This is a genomic window from Colwellia sp. MB3u-55, from assembly GCF_014076785.1.
In the GTDB taxonomy this organism is placed as follows: Bacteria; Pseudomonadota; Gammaproteobacteria; order Enterobacterales; family Alteromonadaceae; genus Colwellia_A.
On sequence record NZ_JACGUS010000102.1, the window covers coordinates 1 to 14,281 of the forward strand.

12 protein-coding genes and 1 tRNA gene are annotated in these 14,281 nt (G+C 37.6%); 8 read left to right on the top strand and 5 right to left on the bottom strand.

Going from position 1 to position 14,281, the window contains the following annotated elements; all coding sequences use genetic code 11:
- Nucleotides 1–311: 311 nt before the first annotated feature.
- Nucleotides 312–402, bottom strand: a tRNA-Ser gene (locus H4J66_RS05905).
- 148 nt (nucleotides 403–550) lie between these two features.
- On the opposite strand from H4J66_RS05905, the gene H4J66_RS05910 reads away from it, so the two are divergent.
- The 6 genes from H4J66_RS05910 to H4J66_RS05935 all read left to right on the top strand — a co-directional run bounded on the left by H4J66_RS05910 (nucleotide 551) and on the right by H4J66_RS05935 (nucleotide 3,560).
- A complete protein-coding gene (locus tag H4J66_RS05910; protein ID WP_182171804.1) occupies nucleotides 551–1,129 on the top strand; it encodes a DNA-3-methyladenine glycosylase I in 579 nt (192 codons plus the stop codon).
- Nucleotides 1,130–1,383: 254 nt separating this feature from the next.
- A complete protein-coding gene (locus H4J66_RS05915) occupies nucleotides 1,384–2,049 on the top strand; it encodes a Bax inhibitor-1/YccA family protein (RefSeq protein ID WP_070373648.1) in 666 nt (221 codons plus the stop codon).
- Nucleotides 2,050–2,175: 126 nt separating this feature from the next.
- On the top strand, nucleotides 2,176–2,550 hold the full coding sequence (tusD, locus tag H4J66_RS05920) for a sulfurtransferase complex subunit TusD (RefSeq protein ID WP_182171807.1): 375 nt from the start codon (nucleotides 2,176–2,178) through the stop codon (nucleotides 2,548–2,550).
- 10 nt (nucleotides 2,551–2,560) lie between these two features.
- Entirely contained in the window at nucleotides 2,561–2,929 is a 369-nt protein-coding gene (gene tusC, locus H4J66_RS05925) for a sulfurtransferase complex subunit TusC (RefSeq protein ID WP_182171810.1), read from the top strand.
- Between the two features lie 5 nt (nucleotides 2,930–2,934).
- The gene (gene tusB / locus H4J66_RS05930) at nucleotides 2,935–3,231 is read left to right on the top strand and encodes a sulfurtransferase complex subunit TusB (RefSeq protein WP_182171813.1); all 297 of its coding nucleotides are present in this window, start codon (nucleotides 2,935–2,937) and stop codon (nucleotides 3,229–3,231) included.
- Nucleotides 3,222–3,560, top strand: coding sequence for a TusE/DsrC/DsvC family sulfur relay protein (locus H4J66_RS05935; protein WP_182172074.1), 339 nt, complete (start codon nucleotides 3,222–3,224; stop codon nucleotides 3,558–3,560). Before tusB ends, H4J66_RS05935 begins: the two co-directional genes overlap by 10 nt.
- A gap of 25 nt (nucleotides 3,561–3,585) precedes the next feature.
- Here H4J66_RS05935 and H4J66_RS05940 read toward each other — a convergent pair whose 3' ends face one another.
- From H4J66_RS05940 to ppsA, 3 genes are all read right to left on the bottom strand, one after another.
- Entirely contained in the window at nucleotides 3,586–3,789 is a 204-nt protein-coding gene (locus H4J66_RS05940; RefSeq protein WP_182171816.1) for a hypothetical protein, read from the bottom strand.
- A gap of 105 nt (nucleotides 3,790–3,894) precedes the next feature.
- Nucleotides 3,895–6,972, bottom strand: coding sequence for an FAD-binding and (Fe-S)-binding domain-containing protein (locus tag H4J66_RS05945; protein ID WP_182171821.1), 3,078 nt, complete (start codon nucleotides 6,970–6,972; stop codon nucleotides 3,895–3,897).
- 206 nt (nucleotides 6,973–7,178) lie between these two features.
- Nucleotides 7,179–9,554, bottom strand: a complete 2,376-nt coding sequence (gene ppsA / locus H4J66_RS05950) for a phosphoenolpyruvate synthase (protein WP_182171824.1) — start codon at nucleotides 9,552–9,554, stop codon at nucleotides 7,179–7,181.
- A 320-nt stretch (nucleotides 9,555–9,874) separates the two neighbouring features.
- Here ppsA and H4J66_RS05955 point away from each other — a divergent pair, with 320 nt between their 5' ends.
- Nucleotides 9,875–10,684 carry a pyruvate, water dikinase regulatory protein gene (locus tag H4J66_RS05955; protein WP_070373656.1) on the top strand — a complete coding sequence of 270 codons (810 nt, stop codon included), beginning with the start codon at nucleotides 9,875–9,877 and terminating at the stop codon, nucleotides 10,682–10,684.
- 137 nt (nucleotides 10,685–10,821) lie between these two features.
- Nucleotides 10,822–11,883, top strand: coding sequence for a 3-deoxy-7-phosphoheptulonate synthase (locus H4J66_RS05960; RefSeq protein ID WP_070373657.1), 1,062 nt, complete (start codon nucleotides 10,822–10,824; stop codon nucleotides 11,881–11,883).
- A 148-nt stretch (nucleotides 11,884–12,031) separates the two neighbouring features.
- On the opposite strand, the gene clpA is transcribed toward H4J66_RS05960, so the two are convergent.
- Complete coding sequence (gene clpA, locus H4J66_RS05965; protein ID WP_182171827.1) at nucleotides 12,032–14,281, bottom strand: ATP-dependent Clp protease ATP-binding subunit ClpA; 2,250 nt, start codon at nucleotides 14,279–14,281, stop codon at nucleotides 12,032–12,034.

The window sequence follows — 14,281 nt, forward strand, 5'->3', positions numbered from 1 at the left end:
ACTACCTTTGAGTAGCAAGTAAAACTTGCCTGAAATTCACTCCTTTAATCAACATCTATAAAAATCGATAGGCAAAAGCTTACAAGATGCAGTACATGCATTATTGTTGACCAATGGATAGCTGTATTTCAGAGCATTATCACTGCGTAGTATTATCATGGGTGGCATAGTAAAGAAATATTCTTTGTTTGGCGGTGAAATAGATATTTGAACTCTACTCGAAGGTTTAGTGCTATGAACCCTTATTTAAAATTTCTAGTTGTCAGAAAGCAAAAAACCGCTAATCTTTCGATTAGCGGTTTTTCATTGTTTGGCGGTGAGATAGAGATTTGAACTCTAGAAGGGCTATAAACCCTTGCTGGTTTTCAAGACCAGTGCTTTCGACCACTCAGCCATCTCACCTGAATATCTTTAAACAATTGCTTGCTTAAAGACGAGGCGAATATTAAAGTGTAGAAAAAGACTTGTAAAGCATTTATTTAACAAAAACGTTTGTTTGCTAAAAAAAACAACAAATCGCTAGCTATTTAAACAATCTTCAAGGGTGTTTATGGGTAATAATAATTTTTCTGTAAACAAGTGCCGCTGTTCTTGGCTTGATACCTCAAAACCTGATTATGTAAAATACCACGATGAAGAATGGGGAGTGCCGGTTCATGACGATAAAGTGATGTTTGAATCCCTTGTTCTAGAATCTGCACAAGCTGGCTTAAATTGGTACACTATTCTTAAGAAACGTGAAGGTTACCGTACGTTGTTTTTAGACTTTGATGTAAATAAAGTTGCAAGGTTTACTAACGACGATGTAGAACGTTTAATGCAAGATGCCTCAATAGTACGCAACAGGCTAAAAATAGTAGCGGCTATTAATAATGCACAACGATTTATTGAAATACAGCAAGAGTACGGAAGTTTTTGTCAGTTCATCTGGTCTTATGTTGATAATAAAACCCAAGTTAACAGTATAAATGATACAGAGAAATCAGTTGCTACGTCCCCTATTAGTGATAGATTAGCCAAAGACATGAAGAAGATTGGCTTTAAATTTCTAGGCTCAACAACCTTATATTCACACTTACAAGCAACCGGATTAATAAATGACCACTCAAATAGCTGTTTTAGAAAATAAGTGAGTAATACCTTGGAAAAATAACAATTACCAACAAGCCAGCAATGCTAGTTAATGCGGCTAAATTTTTTAGTTACAAATATTCACAAATTATTAGTAAATATCAACAAATTTAAGCAACTAAATAATAGTATTTTAAAAAACGCCATGTCATAATATGTCAAGATGTCATAAAGAAAGTTTAAGAGTACTCTTGAATTTGACTTAAATGGCCTTATCTAAAAAGTATAACTAAAGTTATCAGAGGAAGTTTTATGCAATCAAATATTGGTTTACAAGCGAGTAAAAGCTCAGCTATAGAAATTAACAAGGTACTTAAAAATACCTATATGTTGTTATCAATGACATTAGCTTTTAGTGCCGTTACTGCCGCTATTTCTATGTCGTTGAACTTGCCACACGGCGCAGCTCTTATAATGACATTAGTCGCTTTTGGCTTAATGTTTGTTGTAAACAAAAAAGCTGATTCAGCGAGTGGTATTTTTTGGATTTTTGCATTCACGGGTTTAATGGGAGCCTCTCTAGGCCCTATGCTTAACCATTACGCTGCAATGCCTGCAGGTCCTGGAATGATAATGCAAGCCTTAGGAGGTACTGCATTAATATTTTTCGCCTTATCGGGTTATGCATTAACTAGCAAAAAAGACTTCTCGTTTATGGGTGGTTTTTTGATGGTCGGTTTAATTGTGGTAATAGTTGCAAGTATTGCAAATATTTTCTTTCAAATTCCGGCTCTTTCATTAGCAGTTAGCGCAGCTATTATCATGATTATGTCTGGTTTAATCTTGTTTGATACTAGTCGTATAATTAATGGTGGTGAAACCAACTACATTCGAGCAACTATTTCTTTATACTTGAATATTTACAACATCTTCGTGCATTTATTACACCTTTTAGGCGTAATGGGCGGCGATGATTAATATCGTAAGATAATAGAATGTAAGTGAGTTATTGCTTATAATATAAAACCTCGTTGATCTTACGGTCACCGAGGTTTTTTTATATTCATTTATAATCACTATTTACTTGTGTATGTAGGACATTTTGTGAAAAAACTCGCCTTTGTTATTACCACCCCGCCCAACAGTAACTTAACGGCTACTGCTATTAATATGGTTACCGCTGCGTTAAAGAGTGATATTAACGTTGTTGGCGTATTTTTTTATCAAGACGGTGTTTTAAATGGTAGCCAGCACCTTGCACTGCCTAATGACGAATACCAAGCGCATCGACAATGGCAACAATTACATCACGACTTTGATATTCCTTTACACTTATGTGCTACTGCAGCAGAAAAACGTGGGCTAAGTGATGATATTAATGATGGTCAAGCCGCTACTATTCATCAGGCATTTACCTTATCGGGCCTAGGTGAGTTAGTAGAATTGAATGTCAACGCTGATCGTCTAATTCAACTGTAAGGTATTTATCATGTCTGAAGCCAAAAAATCACTTGCTATCGTTAATGCCAGCGCACCCTTTTCAGCAGGAAATGCTAAAGATTCTCTTGATGTTGCCCTTATTTTTGGCTCTTATGAACAAGCCATTAGTTTGTATTTTCAAGGCGATGGCGTTTATCAATTAATAGCCAAACAACAACCTGAATTTATCCAACAAAAAGACTTTTTAAAAACGTTAGCGGCATTAGAGTTTTATGATATTGAAAATATTTATGTTTGCCAACATTCACTGACTCAACGTGGCTTGACTAACGATTTTTCTATTGAAAACGTAGCCGTACTTGACCGTGCAGAGTTCTCGACATCATTACACCAACATCAATCAATATTAAGGTTTTAACCCACATGAGTATGCTTCACTTAGTGCGCACATCCGCTTTTCAAACAAGCGACTTTGAACAATGCCTTGACGTAATACAAGCAAATGACACTATCGTGCTACTTGATGATGGTTGCTATAACCTTAGTCATGATTTATGGCAACAAGCCTTAAGTAAAATAGCGCTGCCCGCGCTTTATATTGTTGAAGCGCACGCACAAGCAAGAGCTATAACGATTGATAAAGAAAAAATAAACACTTTATCACTCGATGCATTAATGACATTGATTTGTGCAACAGAAAAATCGGTAACTTGGCAGTGAGTTTATTTTTTAATGAGCAAGAAATCGCCACCGACAAGCAAGGTTATTTAATTAACTTTAAAGACTGGCATACAGATTTAGCGCAGATAATTGCTGATAAAGACCAATTGGTATTAACGGAGCAACACTTTGAAGTTATACGCTTTGTTAGAGAGTTCTACCTGACTTACAATACGTCCCCGGCAATAAGAGCGTTAACAAAAGCGATGAAAGCAGAATTTGGCGAAGAAAAATCAAGTAGTCGGTACTTATATCGATTATTCAAAGAAGGGCCAGCAAAACAAGCAACAATGTATGCTGGTTTACCCAAACCAGCACGCTGTATTTAAACGTTTTACTCTTCGACTATCAATATTAAACTTTAATATTGATAGTGAAACCACTGCTACCTGATGTTGGTAATACCGCTGAGTCAACACTGCCAGCCGAGGCGATAAGCTTCAGCGCCATTTCACCTTCAAGCTCTTGCTGACCTTTAGATAAGGCTGCGGTTTTTAATGCATAACCTGTAGTTATATCTGTTTGCACACTTTCAATATTATTCAATGATAATGACATAAAGCCTCTCACGTTTTAGCTATGCACATAGCAAGTTAGAACAAGACAACATTTGCCACAAACTATATCGATTCTCTTTATTATAACTTTAGTCCATGAAAACATTTAGTCAAAAGCCGATAATAACGCTTCCACAGGATGACGAGTCTGCATATTTCCTAAACGCTTTGTTTGGCTTCTACAGGAGTAGCCAGTCACTAAGACTTGTTTAGCCTCTAATTTAGCTAACTTATCTTGCCAACTCATTTCAAATAACATTTTCGAGTTTTCAAAATTTACTTGCTCATGTCCGTAAGTACCAGCCATACCACAACAGCCCACAGAGACGTTTTCAAGTGTCAAACCAAATAACTTGAATATCTCACGCCATTGCCCTTCACTACCGGCTAATGCCGTTTTCTCAGTACAATGCGCAAATAATTTATAAGGCGCCACTGGTTTATCACCCGTTAGTGACGAAAGTGCTATTTTAGTATTTTGATGTTCTATAACCGTTAATAACCATTCATGGGCTAACAGCACGTGAAAATCGCCACGCTTATCACCAAGCGTTTGTTTATATTCGTCGCGATAGCAAAGTGTTAATGAAGCATCTAAACCGACCATTGGTATATTTAACTGATGAAGTTCATTTAAAAATTCAGCAGTATTTTTAGCTGTTTTTGCAAATTTAGCTAAAAATCCTTTTACATGCTGGGGTTTTCCATTAGGTTTGAACGGTAATAATATTGGGGTGAACCCTAACTTTTCAATTAATGCCATCATAGCTTCAACGACGTTAGCATCATAAAAAGAAGTAAATGGGTCTTGAACGATCAGCACATGACTCGCTTGTTGCGCTTTATTAAGCCCTTGTAAATAAGCAAGGTCAAAGGATTGATAATTTTTTTCTCTGACTTGCTTTGCTAAGGTCGGTACAGAAAGTATCGGAGTATCAATATAACCAATCGTTGCTCGTGAAAATTTGTCGTACCATTTATGGGATAATACCGCATTTATTAATTTCGGAGATTTGGCCATTAATGGCGTTAATGTTTCTACATTAGCGACTAAGTGATCTTTTAACGGACGGAAGTATCTTGAATGATATAAGTTAACAAAGCGTGCTCTAAAATCTGGAACATCTACTTTTACAGGGCATTGACTCGCACAAGCTTTACAGGCTAAACAGCCTTGCATCGCTTCCATCACTTCGTGAGAAAAATCTTCTTTTTGATGTGCTGAAAAACGATTTTTTATCTTATCTAATAAACGTTTTACAGACCAATGCTGAATATTTTCTTCTAAACTAAGAATATCGACACCCTTAGCTTCTAAAAGGCGTAACCACTCACGCATCAGGCCAGCCCTACCTTTTGGGGAATGTCTTCGGTCACGCGTTACCTTGCTTGAAGGACACATTGGGCTGTCTACATCATAATTAAAACACAAGCCATTGCCATTACAGTCGAGCGCTGAACTAAATGAATCTTTTACCGTTATAGGTATTTGCCGGTCATAGAAACCCCGTTTAGTGCCGTCAACCGAGACTAGTTTTTCACTCGATTCAAGTGGCGTACAAATTTTACCTGGATTCATTTTATTATGCGGGTCGAAAGCACTTTTAATTTTTCTTAGCTCTGTAAATAAATGTTCACCGAAAAATTTTGGACTGTATTCGCTGCGATATCCTTTGCCATGTTCACCCCACATTAAACCACCATATTTAGCAGTTAACGTTACCACTTTATCAGAGATTTCGCGGAGCAACTTTTCTTGTTCAGGATCGCACATATCGAGTGCTGGACGGACATGTAAAACACCCGCATCAACATGACCAAACATGCCGTAGTGCAAACCATAACTATCGAGTAAAGCGCGAAACTCAACAATGTAATCCGCTAAGTTTTCGGGTGGCACAGCAGTATCTTCGGCAAAAGCTAATGGTTTTTGACTACCTGCTGTGTTGCCTAACAAGCCAACAGCTTTTTTTCGCATACCATAAAGTTTATTGATACTGCTTAAATCAGTGGTCACTTGATAACCAATAACACCGGTATTATTGCTAATGTCACTATCTAAACGTGCTGTTAGTTGTGCTACCTGATCGGCTAACGCTTCAATACTGGTGCCGTTGTACTCAACAATATTAATACCGTCCATGACTTTACTGTCAACATCGGTAATTAAATCACGCACCGAATGCCACACAATATCTTGTTTGGCTAAATTTAAGACTTTTGAATCGATGGTTTCAACTGAAGTCGCTTTAGCTTCAACGAGTGCAGGTGAATGGCGCAGCGCAGAATCAAAACTGTCATATTTAATTACAATCAGTGTTTTAGCTTTTAAAATTGGCGTTAAGTTAAGTTTTGCCTCACAAACAAAGGCTAACGAACCTTCTGAACCGGTGATTAAACGAGAAATATCAACTTGGCTTAAATCATCATTAAAAACATTTTCTAGATCATAACCCGTTAAAAAACGATTTAAACGGGGAAATTTTTCTAAAATCAAGGCTCGATTGTCACGACATGAGGCCAGTACTTGTTTAACAATATGACCGTAACTGCTGTTTTGTTGCGCGAGTTCTTCCGCTTCTCTGATGGACATTGGAGATGTTGTCAGAAAGTCACCATTAGCTAAAACCGACTCTAGGGATAAAACATGATTAGAGGTTTTGCCATAGACCAGAGAGCCTTGTCCAGAAGCATCAGTATTAATCATGCCACCAATGGTTGCACGACTACTGGTTGATAGATCTGGAGAAAAGAAAAAACCGTGTGGACGTAAATAATCATTTAATTGATCTTTGATGACGCCCGCTTCAACACGTATCCAGTTTTCTTCAATATTAATCTCTAAAATACGATTCATATATTTTGACAAGTCAACGACAATACCTGGTGTTAAGCTTTGACCATTTGTACCAGTTCCACCACCACGCGCACTAAATTTGATACTTTGATACTTTGGCGTTGAAGACAATTGACTGATCAATTGGATGTCTTGCTTACTTCGAGGATGTAAAACCAATTGTGGTAATTGTTGATAAATGCTGTTGTCGGTAGCAACCGACAGCCGAGCACTATATTGGCAATTAATTTCACCACTATATTGACTGTTACCAAGCTCCTGAGAAAACTTTTGATACAGTGGAGCGATAAGTTCTTGATGTTCTAATGAAGGTAAGCTCTGAGACATAGACGAAAAACATATTAATGATTTAAGGTTGAACCTAGTATATCACGTCAGTTTTGAATTATGACTCAAGTTTTGTTGAAGAATGCAAAAAGGCTAAGAACTTTTTAACTAAACTTATAGTAAAAAGAACCTAGCCTTTGTTTATCATATTGCCAGTGAGGCTATGACCTCACATTATTCACCAATAAATCGCGCTATACGATTATTTATTTTTTGTGGTTTTCAGCAATATACAACCAAGTCGCTAATACCGTATCTGGATTAAGCGAAACACTGTCGATACCTTCTTCAACCAACCATGCGGCAAAATCAGGGTGATCTGACGGGCCTTGGCCACAAATACCGACATATTTGCCACGCGCTTTACAAGCTTTAATCGCCATCGACAATAAGGCTTTAATGGCTGGATTACGTTCATCAAATAAATGAGCGATTAAACCAGAGTCACGGTCTAAACCTAGTGTTAATTGCGTTAAATCGTTTGAACCGATAGAAAATCCGTCAAAATGATCTAGGAATTGATCAGCTAACAAACAGTTCGACGGTAATTCACACATCATAATAACGCGCAAACCATTCTCACCACGTTTTAGACCATTCTCAGCGAGTATTTCAATAACTTGCTCGGCTTCTTCTACCGTACGAACAAATGGGATCATGATTTCAACGTTGGTAAAATCCATATCGTTTCGCACGCGTTTAATCGCTTCACACTCAAGTGCAAAACATTCACGGAAATCTTTAGAGATATAACGTGCTGCGCCGCGATAGCCAATCATTGGATTTTCTTCTTCTGGTTCAAACACGTCACCGCCAACTAAGTTAGCATATTCGTTTGATTTGAAATCAGACATTCTAACGATTACTTTCTCAGGCGAATAAGCTGACGCTAAGGTTGCAATACCTTCAGTTAGCTTAGCAATATAAAATTCAACTGGGCTAGCATAACCAACGATAATGTCGTTAATTTCATCTTTTAAATCGTCAGATTGCTCATCAAAATTTAACAATGCTTTTGGATGAATGCCAATCATCTTATTAATAATGAATTCTAAACGTGCTAAACCAATACCCGCATGAGGTAAACGAGCGAAACCAAAGGCTCGGTCTGGGTTACCAACATTCATCATTATTTTTAATGGAACTTCTGGCATTGAATCAACTTGAGAAGTGGTTACAGTAAAATCAAGTTTACCTTTGTAGATAAAACCAGTATCACCTTCAGCACAAGAAACGGTAATATCATCGCCATTAGCAATACGTTTTGTCGCATCACCACAACCAACAACCGCAGGAATACCCATTTCACGAGCAATAATTGCAGCATGACAAGTTCTACCACCACGATTAGTAACAATCGCAGAAGCACGCTTCATAATAGGCTCCCAATCAGGGTCGGTCATATCGGTGACTAAAACATCACCGGGCTTAATTTTATCCATTTCAGCCAGTGAAGCTAAAACCTTTGCTTCACCACTACCAATTTTGTGACCTATTGAGCGACCTTCACAAATTACATCAGCGGTTGTTTGTAATTGAAACTGTTCCATTACATTAGCGCTTTCACGGCTACGAACTGTTTCAGGGCGCGCCTGAACGATGTAAAGCTTACCGTCTAAGCCATCTTTAGCCCATTCAATGTCCATTGGACGTTGATAATGCTTTTCAATAATAACGGCTTGTTTGGCAAGTTCTTGAACTTCATCATCGGTTAATGAAAATTGATTAGACAACTTTTCTTCAATATCAACAATTTCAACTTGTTTGCCATGACTTTGATCTGTGGTGTAAATCATTTTTATGGCTTTACTACCGATATTGCGACGAACAACCGACGGTCTACCTTTAGCTAGTGTAGGTTTATGAACATAAAATTCATCAGGGTTAACTGCGCCCTGCACCACCATTTCACCTAAACCGTAACTTGAAGTAATAAAGACTACATCTTCAAAGCCAGACTCAGTATCAATAGAAAACATCACACCGCTTGAAGCAATATCACTACGTACCATACGCTGAATTCCAGCAGACAAAGCAACACCACGATGGTCATAACCTTGATGAACACGGTAAGAAATAGCACGGTCGTTAAATAAAGAAGCGTAAACATGTTTGATCGCTATCATCACAGCGTCAAAACCACGTACGTTTAAGAAAGTTTCTTGTTGTCCAGCAAAAGAAGCATCGGGCATATCTTCTGCCGTTGCTGAAGAACGAACAGCAAATGAAGCATCGTCAGCAAAACCATCGGCTAAGGTGGTGTAGGCTTTTGCTATATCTTGCTGCATTTCAGGTAGAAATGGTGTTTCTATGATCCAATTACGGATTGTTTCACCTGATTTTGATAATGCGGCTAAGTCATCGACATCTAAATTATCAAGCAACTGATATATTTTGTCGTTGATGCCACTTTGTTCTAAGAATTCATTAAATGCGTAGGAAGTCGTAGCAAAACCGCCTGGGACTTGCACGCCTACGTTTGAAAGGTTTGAGATCATTTCACCAAGTGATGCATTTTTTCCACCAACGCGGTCAACATCATTCATTCCTAAAACTTCATACCAAAGCACATTTTCTTGCACGACATTTTCTCCAAAAAAAAAAACAAAAATAAATAGATTTATGAGTTATATCAGTATATTTATAGCTTAAGACATTTTACACTGCGAACTTTATAAACTGAAATGTTATTTGAAACATTTTAGTATAAGTTACAGTTATACCCATTTGATTAATTGAATGACCTAGTTTTTATCAGAAAAATGGGTAAATACCCTGTATAAAATTTATTAAGTCATTAACCTACTTATTAATTTTATCTGGCAGTAGTCATTTATTTTAACTATAAAAATCTCAGTTAATTTTATTCGCTGGGTATTAAAGATAATAAAGAGGTTTTTAAATGCGCGCTGCTTTTTATATTTCTGATGGCACAGCCATTACATCAGAGGTTTTTGGTCATGCTTTGTTGTCACTTTTCCCAATGGAATTTGATCACGACACTATCTCATTTGTTGAAACTGTTGAAAAAGCAGAAGCAGCAAAAATAAAAATTAATAAAGCTGCTAAACGTACCGGTATGCCACCATTAGTTTTTCATACCTTTGTTAATAACGACATTAGAAAAATTATTGATAGTTGTGATGGTGTTATTTATAACTTCCTAGAGCATTTTGTCGCGCCACTTGAGAAAGAACTGCAACTAGACGCTAAGCCTACCGCTCATCGCACGCACAGTATTCACGAAAATAGTTATGATTACCGTATTGATGCGGTTAATTATTCACTGGCCAATGATGACGGTTCAAATGTTACCAATTATGAGCATGCCGACGTTATTCTCGTGGGTGTATCGCGCTCGGGTAAAACACCAACCTCGTTATACCTCGCACTACAATATGGTATTAAAGCAGCGAACTACCCTTTTACTGATGATGATATGGACGACCTGACTTTACCTGACTTTTTAAAACCTCATAAAAAGAAACTGTTTGGCTTAACTATCGACGCACAACGCTTAATTGATATTCGCGGTGAAAGATTAGCGAACAGCAAATATTCATCCGCACGACAGTGTCGAATGGAAGTTAGAGAAGTTGAAAAACTGTATAAAAAAGAAAAAATTCCCTTCCTTAACAGTACAAAGTTTTCCGTAGAAGAAATATCAGCAAAAATCCTCAATGAAACAGGCTTACAACGCTATAAATATTAACTTAGTTCAAATTAATCTTTGAAAATACAGAAAGCATTTCACATAAGCCGCTAATTTGGTTATGTTAGCGCGATAAATTATATTGCGCTGGCTTTTTTATTGCGCATTAACGCCTTCAAATAAAAAATTAGATTACCATGACTATTAAAACGGACGAATTTAGAACCACGCTAATTGAAAACCTTGTTTCTCCAGAAGAATTAGCACAGCAAATCCCACTAGATGATGAAACAGCGAGTTTTATCATCCAAAGCAGAAAAGACATTGAAGCGATTATCACCGGTGACGACGACCGTTTACTGGTCATTATTGGTCCGTGTTCAATTCATGACACCACTGCTGCTGTTGATTACGCAGAGAAACTTAAAGTATTACATGATAAGTACCGAGATGATTTATTGATTGTCATGCGTGTTTATTTTGAAAAGCCTCGTACAACGGTTGGCTGGAAAGGCTTGATCAGTGACCCTGATTTAGATAAATCTTTTCATGTAGCCAAAGGCTTAAACCTAGCTCGCTCATTATTAATGGATATTAATAAACTCGGTTTACCTGCAGGCACTGAATTTTTAGACATGGTGACCGGCCAATATATTTCAGACTTAATAAGCTGGGGAGCTATTGGTGCTAGAACAACTGAAAGCCAAGTTCACCGAGAATTAGCTTCAGCCCTTTCGTGTCCGGTAGGTTTTAAAAATGGCACTGACGGTAATGTACAGATTGCTGTTGACGCCATCAACGCCTCAAGTGTGCCTCATGTTCTATACTCACCCAATAAAAGTGGTCAAATGTGTATTTATCAAACGCATGGTAACCCATTTGCTCATGTTATTTTACGTGGCGGTAAAGAGCCGAACTATCACGCAGAAAACATTAGTAAGACCGGTGAAGTATTGGCTAAAGCTGGCTTAGAAAATCGTATTATGATCGATTGTAGCCATGGTAATAGTTTTAAGGACCATAACAAACAAATTGACGTTGCTCGCTCTTTAAGAGCTCAAATGGAGCAAGGCGACAAGGCTATATTTGGTGTCATGGTTGAAAGCTTCTTAGTTGAGGGTAATCAAAAAGTGGTTGATGTTAACAAACTCACCTACGGACAAAGTATCACCGATGCCTGTATTAACTTAGACACCAGTGTCAGTTTGTTAGATGAGTTATCGGCGGCTGTTCAAGCTAAACGTTCAACTCAACGTTAAATTTATCTATAAAGTACATTTCAACGCTTAAATAAAAAAAGCCGCTGAGGATAACTCCCCTGCGGCTTTTTTATATTCAGCAAAATTTATCTAAGTGAAACGAAACCAAACACCGTAACGTAAAGTGTTTGGTTAGCTCCGTTTGCTGCTAATGCTCAACCAATTCTTTCTTTTGAATATAACTGAGTACTAATTTATCTTTTTTGACACCAACTTTCGCCACGCCACCGTGTGTTAGATCACCAAACAATAACTCATTAGCTAATGGTTTCTTTAAGTGCTCTTGTATTAGACGTGACATAGGTCGAGCGCCCATCGCTTTATCATAACCGTTAACAGCCAACCATTTTCTAGCGTCTTTCGTTAATTCTAATGAAACGCCTTTTTGATCAAGTAGTGCTTGTAGTTCAACAATAAATTTATCAACCACTTGTTGAATAACAACTTCATCTAAATGGTTGAACCAGACAATATTGTCTAAACGATTTCTAAATTCAGGTGAGAAGGTTTTATTAATTTCACCCATTGCATCAATTGACTGATCTTGTTGTTTAAAACCGATAGATTGGCGAGTTATTTCATGAGCTCCCGCATTGGTTGTTAACACTAAAACAATATTTCTAAAATCAGCTTTACGACCGTTATTATCGGTTAATGTTCCGTGGTCCATGACCTGCAATAAAATGTTATAAACATCTTCATGAGCTTTTTCAATTTCATCTAACAAGACCACAGAATGAGGATGCTTAATGACTGCATCCGTTAATAAACCGCCTTGCTCATAACCAACATAACCTGGAGGAGCACCTATTAATCGGCTTACCGCATGTTTCTCCATGTACTCTGACATGTCGTAGCGTAATAGTTCGACACCTAAAGATTTAGCTAATTGTTGTGTTACTTCTGTTTTACCCACCCCAGTTGGCCCAGCAAATAAGAACGAACCAACAGGTTTGTGTTCATTACCTAAACCAGCACGAGATAAGCGAATTACTGACGTAAGTTCATTAATAGCGTGGTCTTGTCCAAAAACAACCATTTTCAAATTACGGTCTAATGTCTTAAGGCTGTCTTTTTCTGATGATGAAACTGACTTTTCAGGGATCCTCGCCATTTTGGCAACAATAGATTCTATATCACTGTCGTTAATTACTTTTTTACGCTTCGAAGCAGCAACTAATTGTTGTTTTGCACCCGCTTCATCAATAACATCAATGGCTTTATCGGGAAGAAAACGCTCATTGATATATTTAGCTGACAATTCTGCGGCTGCACGCAAGGCTTTATTGGTATAACGAATACCGTGATGTGATTCATATTTTTCTTTTAAACCATGCAATATCTTAGTGGTGTCATCAACACTTGGCTCAACAATATCTATTTTTTGAAAACGGCGCGCTAATGCACGATCTTTTTCAAAAACACTTTGGTATTCTTGGTAGGTTGTTGAACCCATGCAACGCAGTTTTCCTGATGATAATAATGGTTTTATTAAATTAGAAGCGTCCATCATGCCACCTGAAGCAGCACCTGCACCAATTATCGTATGAATTTCATCGATAAATAGAATGGCATTACCCTCTTCTTCTAACTCTTTTAATAAGCCTTTAAAACGTTTTTCAAAATCACCACGGTATTTAGTGCCCGCTAATAAAGCGCCCATATCAAGCGAATAAATAGTGGTTTCAGCTAAGAATTCAGGTACATCGTCAGAAATAACTAAATTGGCAAGTCCTTCGGCAATAGCCGTTTTACCCACCCCTGCTTCACCAACAAATAAAGGGTTATTCTTACGACGACGGCTTAGCACCTGTAAAGTTCGTTCTAATTCGCTATCGCGACCAATTAACGGATCAATATTCCCTTTTCTCGCTTCTTCATTAAGATTGGTAGCAAAGTTTTCAATAGTACGGGGTTCTTCAACGTGTGCTTCTTCGGTAGATTGCGGAGAATCCGTATGTTCTATTTTAGAAATTCCATGAGAAATGAAATTTACAATGTCTAAACGGCTAATGTCTGATTTTTTCAGAAAATAAGCCGCTTGAGATTCTTGTTCACTGAAAATAGCAACCAGGACATTGGATCCGTTAACTTCACTTTTTCCAGAAGATTGCACATGAAAAACGGCTCGTTGTAATACACGCTGAAAACCTAACGTTGGTTGAGTTTCACGTTCAATTTCCCCTTCTGGGATCACTGGCGTTGTTTCAGCTATAAAATCTAATAACTCTTTACGTATTTTTCCCATATCAGCAGCACAAGCTTTAAGCGCTTCGATTGATGAAGGGTTATCTAATAAGGCCAATAATAAATGCTCAACCGTCATAAATTCATGACGGGAGTCCTTGGCTTGACGGAAAGCCATATTTAATGATATTTCTAAATCTTTGTTCAGCAT